The following is a 25,599-nucleotide window of genomic DNA, read 5'->3' on the forward strand; positions in this document are numbered from 1 at the left end:
GAGAGAGTTAAGTAAAAGGTAACTCTCTTTTTTGTATAGCTAAGCATCTTATAGAGTGGAGGAAGCAACATGAAGAAATGGGTAAAGGTAACGCTGTCTATCACTGGAGGCATTGTCTTATTAGCGTGTGCTGGCGGATATTACGTATATAAAAATTATTTTCCAAAGGAACCTGAGCGTATCGTATATGATAAAGATAGGGTGTTAAAACCGATACATAACCAGTTAAAAGGAATTAACATAGAAAATGTAAAGATAAAAGAAAAAGAAGTCGTAAATGCGACTGTAGATGAGCTTCAAAAAATGATTGATGATGGAAAGTTGTCATATGAAGAGTTAACGAGTATTTATCTTTTTAGAATACGAGAACATGATCAAAATGGAATAACATTAAATGCTGTTACAGAGATAAATCCTAATGCGATGGAAGAAGCAAGAAAGTTAGATCAAGAGCGAGGTAGAAACAAAAAGTCGAATTTATATGGTATTCCTGTCGTTGTAAAAGATAATGTACAGACGGAAAAAGTGATGCCGACTAGTGCAGGAACGTATGTGTTAAAAGATTGGATTGCAGATGAGGATGCGACGATTGTGAAAAAGTTGAAAGAAGAAGGTGCTTTTGTTTTAGGAAAAGCGAATATGTCTGAGTGGGCGAATTATTTATCTTTTACAATGCCCAGCGGATATAGCGGGAAAAAAGGACAAAATTTAAATCCGTACGGTCCGGTCACATTTGATACTTCAGGATCAAGTTCAGGATCTGCTACAGTAGTTGCGGCAGATTTTGCGCCGCTTGCAATCGGAACAGAAACGACGGGATCGATTGTTGCACCAGCGGCGCAGCAATCAGTAGTTGGGTTACGTCCATCACTAGGTATGGTGAGTAGATCAGGCATTATTCCATTAGCTGAAACACTTGATACAGCAGGACCAATGGCAAGAACGGTAAAGGATGCTGCAACGTTATTTAACATAATGGAAAGTTATGATGAAAAAGATGCTATGACAGAAAAAATGAAAGATAAAGAAAGAATGGATTATACGAAGGACTTATCAATAGACGGTTTGAAAGGGAAAAAAGTAGGAGTACTATTTTCAATAGATCGACAAGATGACAATAGAAAAGAAGTAGCGCAAAAGATAAGAAAAGACCTTCAAGATGCAGGTGCAATATTGACCGATGATATTCAGTTAAACGCTGAGGGTGTAGATAATCTACAAACATTAGAATATGAATTCAAACATAATGTTAACGATTTTCTTTCAAAGCAAAAAAATGTACCGGTAAAATCGTTAGAAGAGATTATAGCGTTTAATAAAAAGGATAGTAAGAGACGAATAAAATATGGACAAACATTAATTGAGGGATCTGAAAAATCTGCTATAACGAAAGATGAGTTTGAAAAAGTAGTGCAAACGAGTCAAGAAAATGCTAGAAAAGAGCTAGATAGATATTTAGTAGAAAAAGGTTTGGATGCTCTAGTTATGATTAATAACGATGAAGTTCTTCTATCCGCTGTAGCTGGTTATCCGGAATTAGCGGTTCCTGCTGGATATGATAAAAATGGAGAACCAATCGGTGTAGTGTTTGTAGGGAAACAGTTTGGTGAAAAAGAGCTTTTCAATATTGGATATGCGTATGAGCAGCAGTCTAAAAATAGAAAATCACCTAAATTGTAAAAGGGTAAACGAAAAAAAGAGCTCAACTGAAGTAAGTAGGTGGGCTAATATAAACAGAATCTAACAATATAAGAAGAAAAAAAGGATTCTTCCTAATTAGTAAGAAAGATTGTCTATAGAAGTTCATAAAATGTAATATATTCAATTTCCATCCATTGAAGGGGGAGGTTAAATTTTAATGAATGAAGTGAAAAATTTCTTTCGAAGTAGAGGGTTTCAACGGTTTCTCGTTTTAATAATAGTAGCGTTAGTATTATATGGATTAAAAAGTATGATCAATTTAATATTAATTACGTTTATACTGACATTTTTAATGGATCGATTTCAACGTTTTATTTCAAAGAAATTGAAAGTGAACCGGAAAATTGTTATTGCCTGTTTATATATCATATTAGTTTCCTTTATTGGCACGACGTTGTATAAATATTTACCTGTGTTAACGATACAAATTTCGCAATTGATTTATCAATTTAAATTGTTTTTTCAAAACCCGCCTGATAATGAAATCATTAGATATGCACTTTCGACAATTAACGGAATGGAAGTATCAAAGTATATAGAACAAGGTGTAGATGTCATCTATCAATCGATAGCAAATATAGGGAAGGTAAGTTTACAAATATTATTGTCTCTCATATTAAGCTTATTTTTCTTATTAGAAAAAGAGCGTATTATTACATTTACTTCTAAATTTAAAGAGAGTAAGCTAAAGATTTTTTATGAGGAGATTGCATATTTTGGCGAAAGGTTTGCAAGATCGTTCGGTAAAGTAATTGAAGCGCAGTTTTTGATTGCGGTTGTAAATTGTATTCTTACTGTCATTGCATTAATTGTTTTAGGATTTCCGCAGCTTCTCGTATTAGCTGTTATGATTTTTTTACTTGGATTAATTCCTGTTGCGGGGGTAATTATTTCCTTGTTTCCACTTTGTATTATTGCATATAACGTAGGCGGAGTTATGTACGTGGTATACATACTTATTTTCATTACAGTAATCCATGCTCTTGAAAGTTATTTCTTAAACCCGAAGTTTATGTCTGCGAAAACGAATTTACCAATCTTTTATACATTTATGATTCTCATCTTTTCAGAACATTTCCTTGGAATATGGGGACTTATTATCGGGATACCGATCTTCATCTTTTTATTAGATGTACTTGATGTAAATAATGAGGAATTGGCTAAAAAATAGAAAATAAAGCAAAAAGCAATCCAAAATAAATTGGATTGCTTTTTATCTTAATTAAAGAACCGGAGCCATTGTTTCTTTCAACACTTGAACAGAGTGATCGAATTTTAATTCTTCGTCTTCACTTAATTCTACTTCTAAAATTTCACGAACACCGCCGCGATTTAAAACAGCAGGTACACCGATATACACATCTTTTTGACCGTATTGACCTTCTAAGTAAGCTGATACAGTTAATACACTATTTTCATCGTTTAAAATTGCTTTAGTAACACGTAGAAGTGACATGCCGATACCATAGTAAGTTGCGCCTTTTCGCTCGATAATATGGTAAGCTGCATCACGAACGTTTATGAAAATTTTGTCTAAATCTTCTTGATTATACGTGTTGTCTTTTTCAAGCAGTGTCTGTAGTTTTTGGATACCAACGGAAACGTGGCTCCAAACTGGAAGTTCAGTATCGCCATGTTCTCCGATAATATAGGCATGAATGTTGTGTGGGCCAATATCGAAGTACTCACCTAACATATAGCGGAAACGAGCAGAATCAAGCGTTGTACCAGAACCGATTACACGTTCTTTCGGTAAACCAGATTCTTTCCAAGTTACGTAAGTTAAAATATCTACAGGATTTGTCGCGATTAAGAAGATGCCATCAAAACCGCTATCCATAATACTGCGAACGATTTGTTTAAAGATTTTAGCGTTTTTCTCAACTAAATCTAAACGTGTTTCACCTGGCTTTTGTGGTAATCCAGCCGTAATGACTACAAGGTCAGCATCTTTACAATCTTCATAGCTACCTTTCCATACTCTAGTTGGTGCTGGAGCAAATGGAACTGCATGACTTAAATCCATTGCTTCTCCTTCAGCTTTTGCCTCGTTTACATCAACTAAAACAAATTCTTCAGCCACAGCTTGGTTAATCATGCAGTAAGCATAACTACATCCCACTGCTCCTGTTCCTACTAATACAACACGGTTAATCCCTTTTTTCATTTCAAAATTCCTCGCAATTTCATTGATTTTATTATGTAAGATAATACGTCTTACTTCTATAGAGTCATATCTAGTTTATTACATTTTATAAAAGATATTCAAGTAATTGAAAATGTATCAGTGCAATTCTTTGCATGAAACATAGGAAGTAAGTGAATCGAATATAATTCAGTAAAATCCTTTGTAAAAGGGGAAATGGCATGGGAAACCCATTAGCAATGGAAGAAATGCTTCATATTATTCATGAAGGGCTTGTTAAAAAGAATAATCCAAAACGAATTACGATTGCCGGTGCAGGGATTTCTGGATTAGTTGCAGGTTCTTTATTAAAAGAGGCTGGGCATGAAGTAACGATTATAGAAGCAAATAACAGAATAGGTGGCAGGGTGTATACAATTCGGGAACCATTTAGTGTGGGTTTATATTTTAATGCTGGACCGATGAGAATCCCTGATACCCATAAGTTAACCTTAGCGTATATTCATAAATTTAAACTACCTTTAAACCTTTTTATAAATAAAACTTTTGCAGATATCATTTACACGAATAACATTCAAACAAGATTGAATGTGTTTGAAAATGATCCAAGTGTACTTGAATATCCGGTTTTGGATAAGGAAAGAGGAAAAACGGCAGAAGAGCTAATGCTTGAGGTATTAGAACCAATACTAAATTACATTAAGAAGGATCCTGATAAAAATTGGCTTATCGTTGAAAAAAAGTATAAAACGTATTCGCTTGGTTCATTTTTAATGGAGTATTATTCAGATGGTGCAATAGATATGATTGGGGTACTTCTTGATATGGAAGCTTATATGGGAATGTCCTTAATTGAAGTATTACGTGAAATGATTTTCTTTACTTCAACGACGAAATATTATGAGATAACAGGCGGAATGGATGCATTACCAAATTCATTTTTACCAGAGTTAAAAGATAATATTTTTATGCCGTATAAAGTAGAAAAAATTATACAGGAAGATAATAAGGTAATGATGCAAGTAACAAATGAACAAACGTTACAATCGTTTATGGTAACAGGCGACATTGCTATTGTCACAATTCCGTTTTCAGCGTTACGATTTGTAGAAGTTCGGCCATATTATTTATTCTCTTATTTTAAAAGAAGAGCAATTCGTGAATTAAATTATATTGCTGCAACGAAAATTGCGATAGAGTTTAAAAGTAGATTTTGGGAGAAAGCGGGACAGTGTGGCGGTAAATCTATTACTGATTTACCGATACGGTTTACATACTATCCGAGCTATGGTATTCATACTCCAGGACCAGCTATCGTTATAGCAAGTTATACGTGGGCAGATGAAGCGTTAACATGGGATAGTCTCTCGCAAAGAGATCGTATTCGTTACACATTAAAAAATTTAGCGGAAATATACGGTGACATCGTCTATAGTGAGTTTGTTACTGGAACATCTTTTAGCTGGAGTAAAAATCCGTATTCCTGCGGTGCATTTACAGCTTTTGAACCGGGCCAAGAGCTCGAGTTATTTCCGTATATTACACCACCATCTGGAAAAGTACACTTTGCAGGAGAGCATACGACATTAACACATGGATGGATGCAAGGGGCAATTGAGTCTGGAGTTAGAGTTGCATATGAAGTAAATGAACAGTGAATCTCTTATATTTACAAATGGTCATTCTTTTAATAAAATGATAAATATAAATCGTAATTATTACGCTTTGAATACATTTGAAGTAAAGAAATGGATGGTCGGTTGAATGAATAAAGTGGAGATTCATATATTAGGTGGTTTTTTAGGTAGTGGAAAATCAACATTATTACAAAATTTATTGTTAGCAGAGAAAAAGAAGAATAGAAAAGTTGCAGTATTAATGAATGAAATTGGTGAATACTCGGTAGATACAGATATTATTGGAAAAGAGAATGTTTTAAGAGAACTTCTTAAAGGGTGTATTTGTTGTACGTTAAAAGAAGAGCTTGAAATACAATTACATTCGTTATACCAACAAGAAAGACCAGATGTCATTTATATAGAAACGACAGGTGTTGCGCATCCAATTGAAGTGTTAGATGCATGTGTATCACCAATTTTAGCACCTTTTTTAGAAGTGAAGTCCATTGTAGTCGTTTTAGATGCAGTAAGATGGTTAAATCGAAGTGTATTAAGTGCAAACGTTCAGCAATTATTGCATGAGCAACTAAAGTTTGGTAGTCACATTTTAATTAATAAATCAGATTTACTAACAGATGCGGACAAGAACAAAGTAATTGAAGAAGTGAAGACGATAAATAATCATGCGAAATTGTTTGAAACAAAATATTGTAATATATCTTTAGAAGACATAGAAGAAGCTGAATTTACGAATGACGCGGAACGTGAGACACTACATGTAAAACAGCATTTACATATACAAACGATGACATATCAATTTACGAAATCGATTGATCAAGATAAATTATACGAATGGCTTTCGAATTTACCAGATAGTATTTATCGTGTGAAAGGTTTTGTGAAATTTCATGGAGATAAATACCCGCACTTATTCCAATATTCGTTCGGGGTACCGACTTTACTGGAACAAGACTTCGGTTTCCCGACGAACTTGGTAGTGATAGGGGAAGGGCTAGATAAGAAACAATTGGCTGAAGGATTAGAGAAAGTAGAAAATAATTCTAATTAAGATAAAAGGCCTAACTTATTTTTAAGTTAGGCCTTTTTGTATGTAGAAAAACACTTGCAGATTTTGTCTAACAATAATAATTGTAAAATTCAGAAAAATATTTATAATCAAATCTAAGAGGTGATTCAGGTGTCAGAAAAAATAATAATGGATGTAAAAAACCTAACAACAAAAGGACTAGAAACGAGAGAGAAATTATTGTGTGCTGCAGAAAAGGTGTTTGGTAGTAAAGGATATTACGAGGCTTCTATCGTGAATATTACACAAGAAGCAAAGGTAGCACACGGAACTTTCTATAATTACTTTCCATCTAAAAAAGATATATTTGATGAATTGATTCGCAGATTAAACCGTGAGTTACGCTTAATTATTAAAGAAGAAATGAAGGGAATATCAAGTTATGAAGAGGCGCAAAGAAGAGGTTTTCAGGCTTTTTTTCGGTGGGTGAAGGATCGACCTAATCTGTATAACATTGTACAACAGGCAGTAGTTGTTGATGATAACTTATATAGATGGTACTATGCAAAACTCGCAAATGGATTTTTAAAAAGTTTATCGGCTGGTATGGAAGCGGGAGAGTTTAAACAACTTGATAAAGAAACAATTGCGTATTGTCTTATGTCAATTGGGCAATTTTTAGGAATGCGATGGGGTTATTGGGAAGAGAAAGATGTTCCGGAAGATGTATTTGAAGCAGCGATGTCATTAATATTTGAAGGATTGAGAAAGAGATAAGGGAGTGGAGAGAATATGCAAGGCATTGCTTATTGGATTGAAAAACGGGCCTATTTACATCCAGATCGCATTGCCATTATTACAGAAGAGGAGGAAATAACATATAAGCAGTTACATGAGTATGTAAGTAAAGTAGCCGCATATTTCATTTACGACTTAAATGTGCAAAAAGGAGAAAGGATAGCTATTTTATCACAAAATAGCTTGGAATATATCGTTCTTTTGTTTGCTATAGCAAAAGTAGAATGTATTGCTGTTCCACTTAATATACGGTTAACAGAAAATGAACTTACATTTCAGTTGAAAGATAGTGGAACTACAGTTTTATTTGTAGAGGAAACATTTCAAAATATGGCATTGTCAGTGCAGAAGGCATCGTATGTACAAAGAGTTATTTCGATTACAAGTTTAAAAGAAATAGAAGATAGAAAAATTGATAACTTTGAAGAGATAAATGAAAGCGCATCCTTTATTATATGTTATACCTCAGGGACAACTGGAAAACCGAAAGGAGCTGTACTTACACAAGAAAATATGTTTTGGAATGCGCTTAATAATACATTTGCGATTGATCTAACTATGCACGATTGCTCCATTGTATTATTGCCTTTATTTCATATTGGTGGTATTGGCTTGTTCGCATTTCCAACTTTATTTGCAGGCGGTGTAATCATTGTTCCAAGAAAATTTGAACCAACCACAGCTCTTTCTATGATAGAAAAACATAAAGTGACTGTTGTGATGGGAGTACCTACAATTCATCAAGCATTAATAAATTGTTCAAAGTTTGAAACTACAAATTTACAATCAGTTCGATGGTTTTATAACGGTGGTGCTCCATGTCCAGAAGAGTTGATGAGAGAATTTATAGATAGAGGATTATTATTTGGTCAAGGTTTTGGTATGACTGAAACATCACCAACCGTATTTATGCTTTCAGAAGAAGATGCAAGACGTAAAGTAGGCTCAATTGGGAAACCTGTTCTGTTTTGTGAGTATGTACTTGTTGATGAAAACAAAAATAAAGTTGAGATTGGTGAAGTTGGAGAGCTACTTATTAGAGGACCAAATGTAATGAAAGAGTATTGGAATCGGCCAGATGCAACAAAAGAAGCGATTCAAGATGGTTGGTTATATACGGGAGATTTAGCTAGAGTTGATGAAGATGGTTTTGTATACATCGTTGGGAGAAAAAAAGAAATGCTTATTTCAGGTGGTGAAAATATTTATCCACTTGAAGTAGAGCAAGTCATTAACAAGCTTTCAGAGGTATGTGAAGTAGCCGTCATTGGTATGAAACACTCGACATGGGGAGAAGTTCCAATCGCCTTTATTGTGAAAAAGAATAGTAGTGTATTAACGGAAAAGGAAGTCATTGAACATTGTCGTTTATTTCTAGCAAAATATAAAATACCGAAAGAAATTGTTTTTCTAAAAGAATTGCCTAAAAATGCAACGGGTAAAATTCAAAAAGCACAATTAGCAAATCAATTAAAAAGTAGGTGAAGAGATGACTATATATAGCGCTGGTCAACAGGCGTCATGTAGTAAAACAATAACAGAAACGGATTTTGTATTATTTGCAGGTTTGAGTGGGGATTTTAATCCGATTCATATTGATCATGAGTATGCAAAACAAACTAGATTTAATCAAAGGATTGCACATGGTTTATTAACTTCAAGTTTATTATCTCAATTGCTTGGGATTCATTTACCTGGAAAAGGATCCGTTTATATGGAACAAACTATTAAATTTACAGCACCAGTTTTTATAGGAGATACGATTACAGCTACGGCTACAGTACAAGAATTTATGATAGAAAAGAGAGTTTTGAAATTGTTAACACAGTGTCATAACCAAAAAGGAGATTTAGTATTAACAGGTGTAGCGACTATGATGGTGCCAATAGAAGGGGGAGTAGTCTAATGAATATTGGGATTGAAGCGACTGGAGTATTCTTCCCAAAAGACATAGAGACGGCTGCAGATTTATCTAAAAAAACAGGTATCCCAGAGAATATTATTATAGAAAAATTTGGGTTATATGAAAAACATGTTGCAGACGAAACGATGCATGCATCAGATTTAGCTATTGCTGCTGCAAAGCCAATATTATTAAAAGTTGATCCTCAATCTATTGATGTAGTCATTTATTTTGGCAGCCCACATAAAGATTACCACGTATGGTCTAGTGCCCCAAAAATTCAGCATGAACTTGGATTGAAAAATGCTTATGCTTTTGAAATTATGAATGTTAGTTCTTGCTTTCCTATTGCTCTCAAAGTCGCAAAAGATATGCTCTACTCCGATAACTCAATTGAAAATATATTATTAGTTGGTGGATGTAAAGAATCTCAAATTGTAGATTATGATAATCCACGCTCACGTTTTATGTTTAATTTCGCTGATGGCGGAAGTGCAGCTTTAGTGAAAAAAGACGCTAGAAACGGTGAAATATTAGGAAGTGCGATTATAACAGATGGTTCATTTCATGAAGATGTTCGTATTCCAGCAGGTGGATCGAAGCAGGTTGCGAGCTACGATACAGTTGAGAATCGACAGCATTATATTGATGTAATAGATCCTATTAGTATGAAAGAACGTCTAGACAGGGTTTCAACCCCTAATTTTGATAAGGTGATTCGGGAGGCGTTAAGAAAAAGTGGATTTACTCCTAAAGATATTAAAGTATTGTTACCACTGCATACAAAACGTTCTATGTTAATAGAATTGATACAGGGGCTAGGGCTAGCAGAAGAACAAGTTGTATATTTAGATCATTACGGACATATGTCAGCGCTTGATCCTTGCATTGGTCTTCACTTTGCAAATGAACAGGGAAAATTACAGGCCGGAGATATTGCAGTAGTAGTTAGTGCAGGGACTGGGTATACGTGGGCAGCTACTGTGATTAGGTGGTGAAAAATTCGAAATGAACATATGAGAAATGGAGGTATTTGGAAAGGGGTGGCGAATGTAATGGTACTTCATTAAATTTTCTCAACAGATTTGTTTGTATGATTCAAAGGAAAAGTCATAATTACGGTTGGGTAACTTTGGCGTGTTTGATTCTATCAGAAAGTAAAGTATGGGGAGGATCACAATGTCGATGAAAAAACGTAAATGGCTAAGAATGATGGCTACTGGTTGTGTTTTAGGTTCATTATTAATAACGGCAGCTTGTTCAGGAAAGAAAACAAGTACAGAGGCTGACAAGACGATTAAGGTAGGTGTTCTTGCTTCATTAACAGGTCCATTAGAATCCTATGGAAAACAAACCATGAACGGATTTGAATTAGGGTTAGACTATGCAACTGGTGGAACTGGCAAAGTTGAAGGGAAGAAGATTAAGTTTGTTGTAGAAGATACGGAAACGAAAGCTGATGTGGCGGTTAAAAAAGCTACGAAGCTATTAGAAGAAGAGAAAGTCGATTTTTTAGTCGGATCGTCTAGTTCAAGTGATACATTAGCGGTTTTACCATTAGCTGAAGAATATGAAAAAATAATGGTTGTAGAACCAGCAGTAGCGGATAGTATTACCGGGAAGAACTGGAATAAATATATTTTTAGAACAGGTAGAAATTCCTCTCAAGATGCAGTCGCTGGTGCGGCGTCAATCGCTAAAAAAGATGTGAAAATAGCAACATTAGCACAAGATAATGCTTACGGCCGTGAGGGAATTGCAGCATTTAAAGCTGGAGCGAAGAAATTAGGGGCAAATATTGTAAACGAGCAATACGCAGATACAAATTCGACTGACTTCACTGCAAATATTCAAAATATCATTAGCTCAAAACCAGATTATTTATTTATCGTTTGGGCAGGGGCAAATTCACCTTGGAAACAGTTGAAAGATATGAATGTGGAAGCGCAAGGTATTAAAATTTCTACAGGTGCGCCAGATATACCAGCATTAAAAACAATGGATGCATTAGTAGGTATGCAAGGTTTTTCTGTATATTATCACACACTTCCGAAAAATAAGGTGAATGATTGGTTAGTGGAAGAACATAAAAAACGATTTAATGGTGCGGTGCCAGATTTGTTTACAGCAGGAGGAATGTCAGCGGCAATTTCTATTGTAGAGGCGTTAAAGAAAACAAAAGGTGATACAGATGTAGATACATTGATTAAGAAAATGGAAGGAATGGAATTTGATACGCCGAAAGGAAAGATGAAATTTAGAGAGAAGGATCATCAAGCGATGCAGACGCTTTATTCTATCACGTTGAAAAAGCAAGATGGTGTTGACTATCCGGTGCCAGTATTAGAGCGAGAATTAACGATGAAAGAGACAGAACCACCAGTTCAAAATAAATAGACTGAATTTTCTGTTGTTTTTATATAAAGAGGGTGACACCCTCTTTATACGTATTTCTTTCAAATTTAAAGCTTTAAAGGGAGGGATTTCGTGACACATTTGCTTGAAACGAAAAATCTTAGCGTGTCTTTTGGCGAGCATCATGTTATTAAGGATGTGAATGTAACAGTACAAAAAGGAAAGCTCATTTCCATTATTGGACCAAACGGTGCAGGAAAGACAACGTTATTTAATTTACTAAGTGGACAAATTTCTCCAACAAAGGGTGAAGTATATTTTAAAGGACAAGAGATTACAAAGTTATCAATTTCAGATCGAACTCGATTAGGAATTGGTCGTTCTTTTCAACTTACAAATATATTCCCAGAGTTAACGGTACTTGAAAATGTTCGTTTAAGTGTTCAATCATTCGTGCAAGATTACTATAGTTTTTTTCCAAGTTCAGCAAAATGTAAGCAACAAGTTGGAGAGGCGAGACGTTTCTTAAAAACAGTATTACTTCATGAGAAAGAACATGTATTAGCGAAAGATTTAGCACATGGGGAAAAACGAAAGTTAGAGCTTGCGATGTTATTAGCTTTAAAAACGGATGTGTTACTACTTGATGAGCCGACGGCAGGTATATCAGTTGAGGAGGTACCGGCTATTTTACAAGTGATTGAAAATATTAAGAAACATCCAGAGAGCACAATTGTACTAATTGAACACAAAATGGATATGGTACTAGGTTTGTCAGACCATCTTATCGTTTTATTCCATGGAGAGCTATTGGCTGAAGGTTTGCCCGAAGAAATGATGAAAGATGAGCGTGTACAAAGTGCTTATTTAGGGGGATTATATAGTGGCACTATTACAAGTAAATAATATAGAGACGTATTTAGATCAGTTTCATATTTTACAAGGGGTGTCTCTTGCTGTTGAGAAAGGGACGATTACTGTACTGTTTGGAAGAAATGGGGCAGGAAAGACTACGACATTACGTTCGGTTATGGGATTTCACCATATCGCACATGGTGAAATTTATTATGATCGTACACAAGTAAATGGACTATCTACACATTTAATTTCAAGAAAAGGAATAGGGTATGTACCAGAAAATCAAGGTATTTTTCACGATCTAACAGTAGAAGAAACATTTGCTCTTGCCAGAGGGAAGGGCGAAGAAGCGGAAGAGAAAATTGAGTGGATGCTTGAACTATTTCCAGATTTGAAGCAGTTTTGGCATAAAAAAAGCGGACTATTAAGCGGAGGACAAAAGCAAATGCTAGCAATTTCAAGAGCATTTATTAATAGTGATGGTTTATTACTTATTGATGAGCCGAGTAAAGGCTTGTCCCCCATAATGATAGAAAAGTTAATGATAGCTATTTTAAAAATGAAGGAGAAAACAACAGTTTTACTCGTTGAACAAAACTTTATGATGGCTAGTCAAATTGGTGATTACTTTTATATTATGGATAACGGAAGAATTGTTCATAACGGTTTTATGTATGAATTAAAAGAGGATAAGGAAATGTGTCACAAATATTTAGGAATCTCTTAACATGAATCCGGGGTGAGAAGGATGGATGTGTTAATCAATTTATTTGTAAATGGGATTTCAACAGGGATGCTCATTTTTTTATTAGCATCAGGTCTTTCACTTATTTTCGGTTTAATGAGCGTTCTAAACTTCGCACATGGTGGTTTATTTGCGTGGGGAGCGTTTACAGGTGTTTGGCTATTTAATATGACAGGTAGTTATGTATTAGCGTTAATTGGAGCAATTGCTATGGGGATGTTTCTTGGATTCATTTTAGAAAGATTCCTTATTAGACCGGTATATGGAAATCATGTTCGACAGCTTCTTGTGACGCTTGGAGGAATGCTTGTACTTAGTGAATGTATTAAAGTATTTTGGGGGCCAAATCCAATTGGGGCGAAATTACCGTTATGGTTACAAGGCAGCTATACATTTGAAGGCATTATATTAATTAAATATCGTCTATTTGTTATTTTAATTGGGATCATCATTTATATTGCCTTACTATTATTGCTCAAAAGAACAAAGGTAGGTCTTATGATACGCGCAGGCGTAATGGATAAAGAGATGGTTCAAGCGCTCGGTATTAACGTAAAAGCGATATTTTCTTTCGTCTTTTTATTAGGCGCAGGAATGGCAGCGTTGGGAGGCTTCTTATTAGCACCGTATTCGGGCGTTATTTTCGCCGAGATGGGTATGCAGTATGCGATTTTGGCTTTCATCGTAGTAATCATTGGAGGGTTAGGAAGCGTACAAGGTTCAGCAATCGCTTCTTTAATTGTCGGATTAGCGGGTGCTTTTACAGCGTATTTTATACCGGATTTATCACTTGCAATCAATATGTTAATGCTACTGTTTTTCTTAATCGTGAAGCCAAATGGACTTGTTGGTGAAAAGGGGTGAAATGGTGAACAGCACATCAAATCGAATTAAAGTATACTTCGGAGTATGTTTGCTCATTTGTTTAAGTGTATTTCCATTCGTAAATGATTCACGGAGCTTGTTAATTTTGTTCACTCAAATCTTCATCTTTGCTATTTTTGCAATGAGTTTTGATGTATTGCTTGGATATACCGGAATTGTATCGTTCGGCCATTGTATGTTCTTTGGAATAGGAGCATATGGCGTAGCGCTTTTATTTGATCGACAAGGAGTATCCATAACGAACTTTTTTATAGGGATAGTAGCTGCAATTATCATTTCAGCAATTGTTAGTTATATAATCGGTTTGCTTTCTTTACGGTTAAAAAGTCATTTTTATGCAATGTTAACACTTGCTATTTCACAGTTGTTTTTCGTTCTTGCTGAAAAATGGCGTGGGCTCACTCACGGAGGGGATGGTTTTACATTTGGTGTACCAGACTTATTCCGTGATCGTTTTACGTTTTATTATGTAACACTTATATGTTTACTCTTCATTTTCATTCTACTACGTCTTTTCACCAAATCTTCTATTGGAAAAGTATTAAAGGCAATTTCACAAAATGAGCAACGTGTTGAAGCATTAGGATATAAAGTTCTTCATTATAAAATTATTGCTAGCATTGTTGCAGGAGTAGTAGCTGCGATTAGCGGTGGTTTATTTGTTATTACACTACGCTTTGTTAATACAACTGTATTTTCAATTGAAATGACATTAAATGCATTATTGATGACAATGATTGGAGGCGTTGGAACGTTAATAGGGGCAATTGCTGGGGCCGGAATTATTGAATCACTGAAATATTATTTATCAGAACTAGCTACAGAGTATCCGATCTTTGAACGATGGACGATTATCCTTGGTTTATTGTACATTATCGTATTGCTAGCTTTTCCGAAAGGATTAGTTGGCACGGTTAAGAGGTTGAAGAATACGAAGCGGAGTAAGAAGGAGAAAAGTGCAGAAGTGGAGCAAAACGTGTGAAAAATCGATTGTATAAAATATGAAAATCCCTCTTTTAGATTCGTAAAGGAGGGATCTTTTATTAATTAAATAATTCATCAGGGATTTGTTTTAAAGAGTTTTGATTTGTAAAGAAATGAACAGTTAATTTCTCAATTGGAACATCTTCAATTGGTACCAATTTATCATTATTAATCGGTAAAAAGGCTACCCCTTTTCCATCCTGAATAAACTCTTCCATAAGCGAATAAGAATCTAGTTGTTGAAGTTGACGCTGAGATAAATTATTTTCTTTTAGAAATTGTATCGTCTTATTTCTAAAAGGGCACTTTTTGTCATTGCTAACGAAGAAGAGTTCCTTTGAATAGTCAACGGTATACTTTTCTTTGGCTTTTAATAAACCTGTAGAAATTGAAGTGGAAAATACTTTTTTAAACGCTGTGTCCGGGTAATCCTCATAAGTAATGACCATATCAACTTTTTGTTGCTGCAGTAATTTTTGCAAATGACTACTATTTTCTACATATATTTGATAATTCCTGAAATTTTCTTTAATGCGCTTACTTACATAATTAGTCAAAATCGATTGTGAAGTCGCGATTATATAAGAAGACCCACTCGTTTTAATTTTGTCTTTCGCTTCTTCTACTAAAGTTAATATTTGATTCGTGTAGTCTAATAAAATGTCACCAGGAGGTAACAACGAAACGCCTTTGTTATCTCTATGTAGTAAAGGTGTTTCTAACTCTTGTTCTAATTTTTTAATTCTTTCAGTTACGTTCGGTTGAACATAACCTAATTCTTTCGCAGCTTTACTAATAGAACCTTCGCTAGCTACAGTTTTGAATATAATAAGATCATTGATTTCCATTTATCACAGCCCCTTATACAATATCATTATAAATGATACCAAACATAATTTATACCTATTTTACGTTAGCCAGTCATCGCTTTATCATTGTGTATATAAGATAGAAAGTGAGTGATAAATATGATTGGAATGCAATATAAGGTCATTTTGCCAAAGGATTATGACATGGAGATTATTAGGAAAAGGGTAGAGGATAATGGACATAAAACGGATGGTTTTCAAGAATTGAATTTCAAAGCATATTTAATTACTGAGTCAGGTAAGCATGGGGATTTCTATAACTGTTATGCACCTTTATATATTTGGAATGGCCATGAAGGAATGAACAAATTTATCTTTGAAGGGTATTACGATAATATTTTACAATCTTTTGGATGGCAACAAATAAATATAGGTGTTCCATTAGTTGTTAATTTAAAAAATGATTTCAAGAAATGTAGATATGTTGTTGAATATGAAGGAAGTATTTCTCAAAGTGAATCATTGATTGGGATTCAATCTACCATTGTGGATCAAAAGGTAGAGAATTGTTTAGGCAATGTAGTAGTATATAATCCAGATAAATGGGGATATAGCCAGTTTAATTTTTATGAAGAAAAGCCTGAGATGGTATCGAATAAAGGTACTACAGTATATGAGGTTTTGCACATTTCACGATGAAGATATGTTGAAGTTAAATTAAGAAAAAGGAATGAAAATGTATGCCTTTTGTGAACGTTTATTATCATGAAAATATATTAAATGAAGAAGAATTGAAAAAGATAGGTGAATGTATTCATCTTTCATTAATTAAACATTTTAATATCCCTGAAAATGATTTTTTTGAAATGTTTTTACCTTATCAACAAAATCAATTTTTATATGATCCATATTATTTGTTAGAAAGAGGAGAAAAGAGAACAGAGAATATGATTTATGTTTCTATTACATGTGGACCGGGAAGAACGATAAAACAGAAACGCGATCTGTATCAGTCAATATCTTTGAGGGTTTCTGAATGTTCTAGTATAAAAAGTGCAGACATTTTTATTACACTTAACGAGACAGCCGCTGAAAATTGGTCGTTTGGTAAAGGATTGGCGCAATTAGTGAAATGAAAGGGGAGAGAAATGATGAATGAATCCATTGAATATTGTATTCAAAAGAAAATGAGAGAAAAGGCACCTGCATTTGCACATTATAGTGAAGAGATATTGTTCGGGGAAGTGTGGCGGGATGACACTTTAACATTACGAGAAAGAAGTTTATGTACAGTGGCGGCATTAATTAGTCTTAATCAGACAGAACAATTACCATTTCATTTGCGGCTGGCAAAGCAAAATGGAATTATGGAAAATGAAATGATTGCTTTAATAACACATATGGCTTTTTATGTTGGTTGGCCAAAAGCGGTGGTAGCTTTACATATAGCAATGATTGAAATGGAAAGTTAAGAATAACGATAAGAAAAAATTCACTTAAACATGAATTCTTTCTTATCGTTATTTATGTAATACTCTAATCAGATATTTTTCACTTTTTCTCTTGCTTTTTTATCACTTGCGTAGTAAAGTGATAGTAAGATTCACGATAGGAAGTGATCAAATATGCGTGATAATACGATAGGATCATTAATATGGTTACGTTTAATACGATTTACGAACCAAAGTAATCAGATGTCAAATGAGTTTTTAAAACGTTTTGATTTAACGACTGCTCAATTTGATGTGCTTTTGCAAATACGTACGTATCAGCCATTAACACAAATGGAGTTAGCAGAAAAGGTAACTGTTACACAGGGCGGTATTTCTCGAATGTTAACACGTCTTGAAAAAGAAGGATATATAGTACGAAAACAAGATTGGAAAACGAAAACGATTAGTCTTACAGAGCAAGGAGAAGCAGCTTTAGAGAGAGCATTGCCAGAGCAACTTGCATTTCAATCATCATTTTTTGATGACGTATTAAATGAAGAGGAACAGAAAATGTTATACGAGCTAATGACGAAAGTTCATAAGCATAGTGAAAAAAAAGAATTACCGCAAGAGTAATTTTTTTTACGCTATGAATTGACTAATCAAGTGATGTTGTAAGCAATAGGGAAAAACATTTGATTTACAAATGTTTTTAAAAGAGAAACTAATAACATCTCATCAAAGGAGAGAGTAATGATGGAAAAATACCGTATGGATACAAGTAAAGGAATGGAGTTTGGATTATATTCAATTGGGGATCACGTTTTAAATCCGCATAATGGAGAGAAAATTAGTGCAGAACAAAGAATTCATGAATTAATTGAAACAGCTAAGTTAGCCGATGAAGCTGGACTTGATGTATTTGCTGTCGGTGAAAGTCATCAAACGCATTTTACAACGCAAGCTCATACAGTTATTTTAGGAGCGATTGCACAAGCTACGAAAAATATAAAAATTGCAAGTTCAGCAACGATAATAAGTACGTCTGATCCGGTACGAGTATATGAGGACTTTGCTACAATTGATATGATTTCTAATGGACGTGCAGAAATCGTGGCTGGTCGTGGATCACGTATTGGGGGATATAGTTTACTTGGTTATGACGTAAATGATTATGAAGAATTATTTGAAGAGAAGATGGATCTTTTATTAAAAATTAATAATGAGGAACATGTAACATGGAATGGACAGTTTAGAGCACCACTTGCACATGCAGCGGTTATTCCAAGAGCTAAAAATAATAACTTACCAATTTGGCGTGCAGTTGGTGGCCCACCAGCTAGTGCGATTAAAGCAGGACGTGCGGGTGTGCCAATGATGATAACAACACTAGGTGGTCCAGCTATTAACTTTAAAGGATCAGTAGATGCTTACCGTGAGGCGGCTGCGCAAAGTGGATTTGATCCAGCAAGTTTGCCAGTTGCAACAACGAGTTTATTTTATACAGCAAAAAATTCACAAGATGCATTTAGCGAATACTATCCTCATATTAATGCTGGTATGCTTACGCTACGCGGTGGTGAGTATCCGAAAGAACAATTTACAAATGCGGTAGATTACCGTGACGCGTTAATGGTTGGTAGCCCGCAACAAATTATTGAAAAAATGCTTTACCAATATGAATTGTTTGGGCAACAACGCTTTATGGCACAAATTGATTTTGGTGGCGTACCATTTGATAAAATTGAGAAAAACATCGAGCTAATTGCTACTGAAATTTTACCGGCTATTAGAAAACATACAGCAAAATAATATAAAAAATACCGAGAGTCTAATTGATTCTCGGTATTTTTTATGTATGAATTTCGTTTGGAAAAATGACAAAAAAATGAATTTTTAGTATAGGGAAAGGGAGGATGTTTTCTATTTTTGAATAACATTATTTCGTGTTTGAATTTTAGAAATATATTTTTTTCTTGACAAAAAACCAACTGATTTCTTCGTGAGTTTAGAGGACATTTTTTTGCGTGAAAGTCAAGTGTATGAAGAGAGAAATGATTATTTTATCGATATGAAAGTAAGTCTTATATTAAAAAAATACATTTTATTAATGAGAAAAATCTAATTCAAAAAAATGACAAAAGACATATTTCAGACAAAATGATGTCAATAATACGTCAAAAATCAGCTGAATTTACTATGCAGGTATATTATACAATTCGATTAACGAATAAAACACTACTGAAATAGTGAAAAGGTAAATTTTATGAGAAAGTTCATTTGTAATTATCTTGAAAACTGAAAATTTATATTTTCTAAAAGTACATAAACAAATTTATCTTTCTATATTTCTAAGGTTTGTTGTTTTATGAATACAACTCAATCGAAATTACGATATAAAAAATTATGAAGGAAGTGATTGTAGTATGGAAACGCTCGAATTGGCACGAATACAATTCGCATCAACAACGATTTTCCATTACTTTTTTGTTCCGCTGTCTATTGGTTTAGCTTTTATCATTGCGTTAATGCAAACGTTATATGTGGTAAAGGGACAAGAAATTTATAAGAAGATGACGAAGTTTTGGACGCAAATATTCCTTGTTAACTTTGCGGTAGGTGTAGTAACTGGTATTCTACAAGAATTTCAGTTTGGTATGAACTGGTCAACCTACTCACGTTTCGTAGGTGATGTGTTTGGTCCATCACTTGCGATTGAAGGTTTATTAGCATTTTTCATTGAGTCTACATTTTTAGGTTTATGGGTATTCGGTGAGGATAAATTACCGAAGCGCATTCACCTTTTATGTATTTGGCTCCTTTCAATTGGAACAATGTTATCAGCATTTTGGATTTTAACTGCAAGTGCATTTATGCAATCGCCAGTAGGATATGAAATGGCAGCAGATGGACGTGCACAAATGAATGATTTCTTAGCGATTATTCAAAACCCACAATTATGGGTACAATTCCCGCATACAATTACAGCGGCAATTGCAACTGGTGCATTCTTTATTGCAGGTGTGAGTGCATGGAAAATAACGAAAGCTCAAGAAACTGAAGTGTTTAAAAAATCGTTCCGCATTTCTATCATTGTTGGAACACTTACAACTGCGCTAGTACTATTCTTTGGTCATGCGCAAGCACAACAATTAATTAAGACACACCCAATGAAAATGGCAGCAGCTGAAGCGTTATGGAATACGAGTGAGGATCCAGCGCCATTTACAGTATTTGCGAAAATTGATGCAGAGAAGCAAGAAAACTCGTTTGAAATTCAAATCCCTTATATGCTAAGTCTATTATCATATGATAAATTTAGCGGTCAAGTAGAAGGGATGAATCAAATTCAAAAGCAATATGAAGAAAAATATGGGCCCGGAGATTATATTCCACCGGTACACACTATGTTCTGGAGTTTTAGAGCGATGGTAATGAGTGGAACATTTATGCTTCTTCTAGGAGCGTACGGATGGTTCTTATCGAGAAAAGATCGATTAGTTGAAAAAACTTGGTATTTAAAATTAATGGTGTATGCAATTTCACTACCGTTTATCGGTAATACAGTAGGATGGATTATGACTGAAATGGGACGTCAACCTTGGGTAGTTTTCGGTGTTATGAAAACGGAAGATGCTGTATCTCCAAATGTTACGTTCGGAGAAGTGTTATTCTCTTTAGTTTCGTTCACATCACTATATTTAATTATAGGTGGAATTACAGTTTACTTATTCGTTCGTATCATTAAAGGACATGAGAATAAGAAAGCGAAACAGGATTCTCAAAGCCATGATCCATTTGATAAGGAGGATGAGTATGTTATCTCTTAATGAGTTGTGGTTTATTATTATTGCAGTTTTATTCGTTGGCTTCTTTGTACTTGAAGGTTTCGATTTCGGTGTAGGTATAGTTTCAAGGTTTTTAGGAGAAAACGATTTAGAGAAAAGAATATATTTAAATACAATTGGTCCATTTTGGCACGCGAATGAAGTATGGCTTGTTTGTGCAGGTGGCGCTATGTTCGCGGCATTCCCGCACTGGTATGCAACTTTATTTAGTGGGTTTTACATTCCTTTTGTGTTTATGCTTCTTGCTTTAATTATTAGAGGTGTTTCCTTTAAATTCCGTGCGAAAATAGACAATCATAAATGGAAAGGTTTTTGGGATTGGGGTATGTTTTTAGGAAGTTTACTACCGCCTATCCTTTGGGGAGTTGCCATTGCTAACTTTATGGTAGGTATTCCAATTGATGAGACGAAAAATGCTGTAGGTGGATTCTTACAATTACTACATCCATTTGCATTACTTGGAGGAGTTATGTTCCTTCTGCTATGTATTGTTCACGGCTTGCAATTCCTTACTATACGTACAACTGGTAAGTTAAGAGAACGTGCACGTATTGCTGCGTTGAAAATTGCACCGCTTACAATTATAGCACTTCTTATTTTTGCCGGTGTAGGGTTATGGAAAACAGATATATTCACTGGTCATGGTACAGAGTGGATTATGGTTCCAATCGGAGCTTTTGTAGCATTATGTGCGTCAACATTATTAAATAAAAGAAGAAGAGATGGTTGGGCTTTCGTTATGACGAGTTTAACAATCATTTTACTAAGTGCGAGTGTGTTTGCCGGCATGTTCCCACGTGTCTTAATTAGCTCGTTAGGGTCAATATACGATTTAACAATTTATAATGCAGCATCGGGAGATTATGCACTAAAACTGATGACGTATTTTTCAATTGCTATATTGCCGTTTGTTTTGGGAAGTCAAATATGGAGTTTCTATGTGTTTAGACAACCTGTTAAGTCAGATAAAGATTTGGAGTACTAATGAAAAGAAAAAGAGGACTTCCATCGTATCCTGGTAGCCGAGTTTTATATGTAGTGTTAACAATCATTAGCATTTTAGAAGCTATAAGTATTATTGCGCAAACAGTGTTTTTAGCGCGGGCTATTACGTTTTTATTTCAAGGAGAAACAGTGCAATCTGTGTTAAATGAAACGGTTTATTTTGGAATCACGTTTGCAGTACGTCACATGCTAGTTCGAATATCGCAAATATTAGTGGAACGTTTCGCTGAAAAAACAGGATCGCTACTGCGAAAACAATTAATAGAGGCGTATTTCACATTAGGTCCACGGTATGTTCAAACTGCTGGAACAGGTCATCTGGTTACCTTATCGATTGAAGGTATTGAGAAATTTAAAACATATATTGAATTAACAATTCCTAAAATGATTAGAAGTAGTATCGTGCCAGGACTAATTGTACTATATGTTTTTACGTTAGATATTGAGTCTGGAATCATTTTAGTTGTAACGATTCCTATCGTAATTATTTTTATGATCCTACTAGGATTAGCAGCGCAGAAAATGGCGGATAGCCAATATGAAACATATCGTGTTCTTTCTAATCATTTTGTAGATACGTTAAAAGGATTAGAAACATTAAAGTATTTAGGAAAAAGTAAGCAGCACGAGGGAAAGATTGAAAAAGTAAGTAAAAGGTATAGAAAAGCAACGATGCGTACTTTGCGAGTTGCTTTTCTTTCTTCTTTTGCATTAGATTTCTTTACGAGCTTATCCATAGCATTTGTAGCGGTCGGATTAGGGATACGTTTAATAGATGGGACAATTGTACTATTGCCAGCCCTTACGATTTTAATTTTAGCTCCGGAATATTTTCTGCCGATTAAACAAGTTGGAGCGAATTATCATGCTACGTTAGATGGACAACTTGCAATGGAGCAAATAGAAGAGATTTTACAGCAACAAAAAGAAATAGGAAAGAAAGAATCAAATGTAGATTTAATATGGAATTCCTCTAGTAACTTGAAATTACAAGATGTAAAAGTAAAGAGTGATGAATCTGAAAAAGCTATATTAGAGGGAATTGATTTTACTTGGAGAGGCACCGGCGCTATAGGTGTAATTGGTGAAAGTGGGGCAGGGAAATCAACGTTAATCGACGTATTAGCAGGATTTTTAACTCCTTCGGGTGGAAAGATGATCGTAAATGGTGTGGAAATTGAAGGGGCTACTCGTGAAGAGTGGCAAAAGAATATTGCTTATATTCCGCAGCAACCTTATATTTTCCCGTTTTCATTAAAAGATAACATTTGTTTCTATGAAACAAATACAACTGATGAAGAAGTGGAAAGAGTTATTAATGAAGTTGGTCTTCATACGCTCGTTGCATCGCTTCCGAATGGAATGTACGAAAGAATTGGAGAAGGTGGACGTATGCTTAGTGGTGGACAAGAACAACGTGTCGCTATGGCGCGTGCACTTTTAAGTAAAAAGCCAATTATTTTATTAGACGAGCCTACGGCACATCTTGATATTGAAACTGAATTTGAAATAAAACAAGCGATGTTACGTCTGTTTGAAGGTAAGTTAGTATTTCTTGCAACACATCGTCTTCACTGGATGAAACAGATGGATCATATTCTTATTTTAAATGAAGGGAAAATGATAGAAAGTGGAACGTATGAAGAACTTGTAAAGAATGAGGCATTACATTTTCACAGGAAAGAGAGGGAATAGAGATGAGTAACTGGATTAAACCTTATATACAGCAAAATAAAGGTAGAATGACTGTAACTATTTTCCTTGGTCTTCTTGGAGTTAGTTCAGGTGCGATGTTACTTTTCATTTCAGGTTATTTAATCTCTAAATCTGCTCTTAGACCAGAAAATGTAATGGCTGTATATGTTCCTATTGTTGCAACACGTGCGTTTAGTATAGGACAAGCGGTATTTCATTATTTAGAGCGTTTAGTTGGACACGATGTCGTACTACGCATATTAGAAAAAATGAGAACGAAACTATATAGAATAGTAGAACCGCAGGCGTTATTTTTCCGTTCACGATTTCAAACGGGCGATATGTTAGGTGTATTATCCGAAGATATAGAGCATTTGCAAAACCTATATTTACGTACAATATTTCCTAGCATATTAGCATTAGTTGTATATAGCATATTCGTACTTATTATCGGTGCATTTGACGTAGTGTTTGCACTTATTGCGGGGTGTATGTTAGCGATTATCGTTTTTCTGCTTCCATTTGTATCATTACTTTTAATGAAGCAACATCATGTTACTTTAAAACAAGGAAGAAGCCGTTTATATCAACAATTAACAGACGCTGTTTTTGGATTATCAGATTGGCAAGCAAGTGGTAGAAAAGATGAATTCATTGATAAGTATGTAGAGCAAAATAATCAGTTGTTAAAAACGGAAAAAAGAATGAAACGCTGGAATCATATTCGGGACAGTATCATTCAATTAGTAGTGGGGATTGTAGTTATTGCAATGATCATATGGACTGGAAATGAGGCGGCAAGTGAACAGATTGCACCTACCGTTATTGCGGCTTTCGTCTTAATGACGTTATCAGTCACAAACGCGCTTATTCCTCTTTCAGATGCTATCGATCGAATTCCATCATATGTAGAATCTGCTCATCGTCTAAATCAAGTAGAAGGTGATAGTGTTTTACAGGATGAAGAGGAATTACATGGAGATAAAGATTATGTTGCATCAAAACATATAGACATTGAATTAAATCATGTATCGTATAGTTACCCAGATAGTAATGAATTTGTATTGAAAGAAGTATCACTGGAAATAAAGGCAGGAAAGAAAATCGCCATTTTAGGAAGAAGCGGAACAGGAAAATCTACTTTGTTAAAATTGTTAACAGGTGCGCTAAGCCCGTTACAGGGTGAAGTTTTATTGAATAGTGAACATGCTCATACGAATCTTTTATCAAAATATATTTCTGTATTGAATCAAAAGCCGCATTTATTCGATACGACAATTGGAAATAATGTACGAATCGGTAAACCAGAGGCTACGGATGAAGAGATATGGACAGCTTTAGAGAAAGCACAATTAGCTTCGCATATAGTTTCTCTTCCAGCCGGATTGCAAACAAAAATGCATGAAATGGGAAAAAGGTTTTCTGGCGGAGAAAGACAACGGGTTGCTTTTGCTAGAACGCTCATGCAAGAAGCTCCAATTATTGTACTTGATGAACCTACAATCGGTTTAGATCCAAAGACAGAATTATCTTTAATAGAAACAATGTTTTCTGCAACGGAAGAAAAGACAGTAATTTGGATTACGCACCATCTTGTAGGAATGGAGCATGTTGATGAAGTAATATTCCTTGATCATGGTCAAATTGTGATGCAAGGTAGTCATGAACAACTTCTGAAAGAAAACGAAAAGTATCGTATGCTTTATGAGTTAGACAAAGGAATATAATTTTATTAAGTATGTAATGGAAAAATAGCTACGCCTAATGGTGGAGCTATTTTTTTGTTTT

General features: G+C 34.7%; 24 protein-coding genes. 22 read left to right on the top strand and 2 right to left on the bottom strand.

The annotated features are described in order from the left end of the window. The first annotated feature begins 69 nt into the window (after window positions 1-69). Together AC2CGR_RS04665 and AC2CGR_RS04670 are read left to right on the top strand one after the other, a co-directional pair. Entirely contained in the window at window positions 70-1,680 is a 1,611-nt protein-coding gene (locus AC2CGR_RS04665) for an amidase family protein (protein WP_087965116.1), read from the top strand. 178 nt (window positions 1,681-1,858) lie between these two features. Further along, window positions 1,859-2,872 carry an AI-2E family transporter gene (locus AC2CGR_RS04670; protein WP_049122624.1) on the top strand — a complete coding sequence of 338 codons (1,014 nt, stop codon included), beginning with the start codon at window positions 1,859-1,861 and terminating at the stop codon, window positions 2,870-2,872. A 51-nt stretch (window positions 2,873-2,923) separates the two neighbouring features. Here the strand turns inward: AC2CGR_RS04670 and AC2CGR_RS04675 are convergent, their stop codons facing one another. Continuing rightward, entirely contained in the window at window positions 2,924-3,868 is a 945-nt protein-coding gene (locus tag AC2CGR_RS04675; protein WP_000715321.1) for an L-lactate dehydrogenase, read from the bottom strand. A 200-nt stretch (window positions 3,869-4,068) separates the two neighbouring features. Between AC2CGR_RS04675 and AC2CGR_RS04680 the strand changes: the two genes are divergently transcribed. The 11 genes from AC2CGR_RS04680 (at window position 4,069) to AC2CGR_RS04730 (ending at window position 15,019) form a co-directional block, all read left to right on the top strand. Beyond that, complete coding sequence (locus tag AC2CGR_RS04680; RefSeq protein WP_087965118.1) at window positions 4,069-5,505, top strand: flavin monoamine oxidase family protein; 1,437 nt, start codon at window positions 4,069-4,071, stop codon at window positions 5,503-5,505. Window positions 5,506-5,611: 106 nt separating this feature from the next. After that, window positions 5,612-6,535: a CobW family GTP-binding protein gene (locus tag AC2CGR_RS04685; RefSeq protein WP_087965120.1), complete on the top strand. Its 924-nt coding sequence runs from the start codon at window positions 5,612-5,614 to the stop codon at window positions 6,533-6,535. Window positions 6,536-6,664: 129 nt separating this feature from the next. Further along, the gene (locus tag AC2CGR_RS04690; protein ID WP_029439342.1) at window positions 6,665-7,270 is read left to right on the top strand and encodes a TetR/AcrR family transcriptional regulator; all 606 of its coding nucleotides are present in this window, start codon (window positions 6,665-6,667) and stop codon (window positions 7,268-7,270) included. A gap of 15 nt (window positions 7,271-7,285) precedes the next feature. Next, on the top strand, window positions 7,286-8,776 hold the full coding sequence (locus tag AC2CGR_RS04695) for an o-succinylbenzoate--CoA ligase (protein ID WP_131101917.1): 1,491 nt from the start codon (window positions 7,286-7,288) through the stop codon (window positions 8,774-8,776). 4 nt (window positions 8,777-8,780) lie between these two features. Then, window positions 8,781-9,197, top strand: a complete 417-nt coding sequence (locus AC2CGR_RS04700) for a MaoC family dehydratase (protein WP_087968229.1) — start codon at window positions 8,781-8,783, stop codon at window positions 9,195-9,197. After that, window positions 9,197-10,192, top strand: coding sequence for a 3-oxoacyl-ACP synthase (locus AC2CGR_RS04705; RefSeq protein ID WP_087968228.1), 996 nt, complete (start codon window positions 9,197-9,199; stop codon window positions 10,190-10,192). Before AC2CGR_RS04700 ends, AC2CGR_RS04705 begins: the two co-directional genes overlap by 1 nt. 181 nt (window positions 10,193-10,373) lie before the next feature. Then, window positions 10,374-11,591, top strand: coding sequence for a substrate-binding domain-containing protein (locus AC2CGR_RS04710; RefSeq protein WP_061687267.1), 1,218 nt, complete (start codon window positions 10,374-10,376; stop codon window positions 11,589-11,591). A 90-nt stretch (window positions 11,592-11,681) separates the two neighbouring features. Continuing rightward, window positions 11,682-12,455, top strand: a complete 774-nt coding sequence (locus AC2CGR_RS04715; RefSeq protein WP_087968227.1) for an ABC transporter ATP-binding protein — start codon at window positions 11,682-11,684, stop codon at window positions 12,453-12,455. Then, complete coding sequence (locus tag AC2CGR_RS04720) at window positions 12,433-13,134, top strand: branched-chain amino acid ABC transporter ATP-binding protein (RefSeq protein WP_087968225.1); 702 nt, start codon at window positions 12,433-12,435, stop codon at window positions 13,132-13,134. Before AC2CGR_RS04715 ends, AC2CGR_RS04720 begins: the two co-directional genes overlap by 23 nt. A 21-nt stretch (window positions 13,135-13,155) precedes the next feature. Continuing rightward, window positions 13,156-14,016: a branched-chain amino acid ABC transporter permease gene (locus AC2CGR_RS04725; protein ID WP_087968222.1), complete on the top strand. Its 861-nt coding sequence runs from the start codon at window positions 13,156-13,158 to the stop codon at window positions 14,014-14,016. Between the two features lie 49 nt (window positions 14,017-14,065). Beyond that, window positions 14,066-15,019 carry a branched-chain amino acid ABC transporter permease gene (locus tag AC2CGR_RS04730; RefSeq protein WP_140349818.1) on the top strand — a complete coding sequence of 318 codons (954 nt, stop codon included), beginning with the start codon at window positions 14,066-14,068 and terminating at the stop codon, window positions 15,017-15,019. A 61-nt stretch (window positions 15,020-15,080) separates the two neighbouring features. On the opposite strand, the gene AC2CGR_RS04735 is transcribed toward AC2CGR_RS04730, so the two are convergent. After that, on the bottom strand, window positions 15,081-15,869 hold the full coding sequence (locus AC2CGR_RS04735) for a LysR family transcriptional regulator (protein WP_087968218.1): 789 nt from the start codon (window positions 15,867-15,869) through the stop codon (window positions 15,081-15,083). 120 nt (window positions 15,870-15,989) lie between these two features. Here AC2CGR_RS04735 and AC2CGR_RS04740 point away from each other — a divergent pair, with 120 nt between their 5' ends. From AC2CGR_RS04740 to cydC, 9 genes are all read left to right on the top strand, one after another. After that, on the top strand, window positions 15,990-16,529 hold the full coding sequence (locus AC2CGR_RS04740) for a DUF4865 family protein (RefSeq protein WP_087968216.1): 540 nt from the start codon (window positions 15,990-15,992) through the stop codon (window positions 16,527-16,529). Between the two features lie 41 nt (window positions 16,530-16,570). Then, on the top strand, window positions 16,571-16,966 hold the full coding sequence (locus tag AC2CGR_RS04745) for a tautomerase family protein (protein WP_087968215.1): 396 nt from the start codon (window positions 16,571-16,573) through the stop codon (window positions 16,964-16,966). 12 nt (window positions 16,967-16,978) lie between these two features. After that, window positions 16,979-17,302, top strand: coding sequence for a carboxymuconolactone decarboxylase family protein (locus AC2CGR_RS04750; RefSeq protein WP_087968214.1), 324 nt, complete (start codon window positions 16,979-16,981; stop codon window positions 17,300-17,302). A 153-nt stretch (window positions 17,303-17,455) separates the two neighbouring features. Beyond that, entirely contained in the window at window positions 17,456-17,899 is a 444-nt protein-coding gene (locus tag AC2CGR_RS04755; protein WP_001205526.1) for a MarR family winged helix-turn-helix transcriptional regulator, read from the top strand. Between the two features lie 120 nt (window positions 17,900-18,019). Further along, a complete protein-coding gene (locus AC2CGR_RS04760; protein WP_484480576.1) occupies window positions 18,020-19,075 on the top strand; it encodes an LLM class flavin-dependent oxidoreductase in 1,056 nt (351 codons plus the stop codon). A 614-nt stretch (window positions 19,076-19,689) separates the two neighbouring features. Further along, on the top strand, window positions 19,690-21,093 hold the full coding sequence (cydA, locus tag AC2CGR_RS04765) for a cytochrome ubiquinol oxidase subunit I (protein ID WP_087968211.1): 1,404 nt from the start codon (window positions 19,690-19,692) through the stop codon (window positions 21,091-21,093). Beyond that, the gene (cydB, locus tag AC2CGR_RS04770) at window positions 21,080-22,096 is read left to right on the top strand and encodes a cytochrome d ubiquinol oxidase subunit II (RefSeq protein ID WP_087968210.1); all 1,017 of its coding nucleotides are present in this window, start codon (window positions 21,080-21,082) and stop codon (window positions 22,094-22,096) included. The genes cydA and cydB overlap by 14 nt, the downstream gene beginning before the upstream one ends. Next, window positions 22,096-23,811 (top strand): thiol reductant ABC exporter subunit CydD, encoded by a 1,716-nt coding sequence (gene cydD / locus AC2CGR_RS04775; RefSeq protein WP_484480577.1) that lies wholly within the window; start codon window positions 22,096-22,098, stop codon window positions 23,809-23,811. The genes cydB and cydD overlap by 1 nt, the downstream gene beginning before the upstream one ends. A gap of 2 nt (window positions 23,812-23,813) precedes the next feature. After that, window positions 23,814-25,538, top strand: coding sequence for a thiol reductant ABC exporter subunit CydC (gene cydC, locus AC2CGR_RS04780; protein WP_484480578.1), 1,725 nt, complete (start codon window positions 23,814-23,816; stop codon window positions 25,536-25,538). The last annotated feature ends 61 nt before the right edge of the window (window positions 25,539-25,599 follow it).

The sequence above is a fragment of the Bacillus sp. LSHTCR4 genome, from assembly GCF_057197025.1.

What these genes read in the sequence shown, in the direction of transcription:
- AC2CGR_RS04695 (WP_131101917.1), top strand. Translation starts at nt 7,286, where the DNA reads ATGCAAGGCATTGCTTATTGGATTGAAAAACGGGCCTATTTACATCCA.
- AC2CGR_RS04685 (WP_087965120.1), top strand. Translation starts at nt 5,612, where the DNA reads ATGAATAAAGTGGAGATTCATATATTAGGTGGTTTTTTAGGTAGTGGA.
- AC2CGR_RS04725 (WP_087968222.1), top strand. Translation starts at nt 13,156, where the DNA reads ATGGATGTGTTAATCAATTTATTTGTAAATGGGATTTCAACAGGGATG.
- AC2CGR_RS04735 (WP_087968218.1), bottom strand. Translation starts at nt 15,869, where the DNA reads ATGGAAATCAATGATCTTATTATATTCAAAACTGTAGCTAGCGAAGGT.
- AC2CGR_RS04700 (WP_087968229.1), top strand. Translation starts at nt 8,781, where the DNA reads ATGACTATATATAGCGCTGGTCAACAGGCGTCATGTAGTAAAACAATA.
- AC2CGR_RS04760 (WP_484480576.1), top strand. Translation starts at nt 18,020, where the DNA reads ATGGAAAAATACCGTATGGATACAAGTAAAGGAATGGAGTTTGGATTA.
- AC2CGR_RS04675 (WP_000715321.1), bottom strand. Translation starts at nt 3,868, where the DNA reads ATGAAAAAAGGGATTAACCGTGTTGTATTAGTAGGAACAGGAGCAGTG.
- AC2CGR_RS04745 (WP_087968215.1), top strand. Translation starts at nt 16,571, where the DNA reads ATGCCTTTTGTGAACGTTTATTATCATGAAAATATATTAAATGAAGAA.
- AC2CGR_RS04740 (WP_087968216.1), top strand. Translation starts at nt 15,990, where the DNA reads ATGATTGGAATGCAATATAAGGTCATTTTGCCAAAGGATTATGACATG.
- cydC (WP_484480578.1), top strand. Translation starts at nt 23,814, where the DNA reads ATGAGTAACTGGATTAAACCTTATATACAGCAAAATAAAGGTAGAATG.
- AC2CGR_RS04755 (WP_001205526.1), top strand. Translation starts at nt 17,456, where the DNA reads ATGCGTGATAATACGATAGGATCATTAATATGGTTACGTTTAATACGA.
- AC2CGR_RS04665 (WP_087965116.1), top strand. Translation starts at nt 70, where the DNA reads ATGAAGAAATGGGTAAAGGTAACGCTGTCTATCACTGGAGGCATTGTC.
- AC2CGR_RS04670 (WP_049122624.1), top strand. Translation starts at nt 1,859, where the DNA reads ATGAATGAAGTGAAAAATTTCTTTCGAAGTAGAGGGTTTCAACGGTTT.
- cydD (WP_484480577.1), top strand. Translation starts at nt 22,096, where the DNA reads ATGAAAAGAAAAAGAGGACTTCCATCGTATCCTGGTAGCCGAGTTTTA.
- AC2CGR_RS04680 (WP_087965118.1), top strand. Translation starts at nt 4,069, where the DNA reads ATGGGAAACCCATTAGCAATGGAAGAAATGCTTCATATTATTCATGAA.
- cydB (WP_087968210.1), top strand. Translation starts at nt 21,080, where the DNA reads ATGTTATCTCTTAATGAGTTGTGGTTTATTATTATTGCAGTTTTATTC.
- AC2CGR_RS04710 (WP_061687267.1), top strand. Translation starts at nt 10,374, where the DNA reads ATGTCGATGAAAAAACGTAAATGGCTAAGAATGATGGCTACTGGTTGT.
- cydA (WP_087968211.1), top strand. Translation starts at nt 19,690, where the DNA reads ATGGAAACGCTCGAATTGGCACGAATACAATTCGCATCAACAACGATT.
- AC2CGR_RS04750 (WP_087968214.1), top strand. Translation starts at nt 16,979, where the DNA reads ATGATGAATGAATCCATTGAATATTGTATTCAAAAGAAAATGAGAGAA.
- AC2CGR_RS04705 (WP_087968228.1), top strand. Translation starts at nt 9,197, where the DNA reads ATGAATATTGGGATTGAAGCGACTGGAGTATTCTTCCCAAAAGACATA.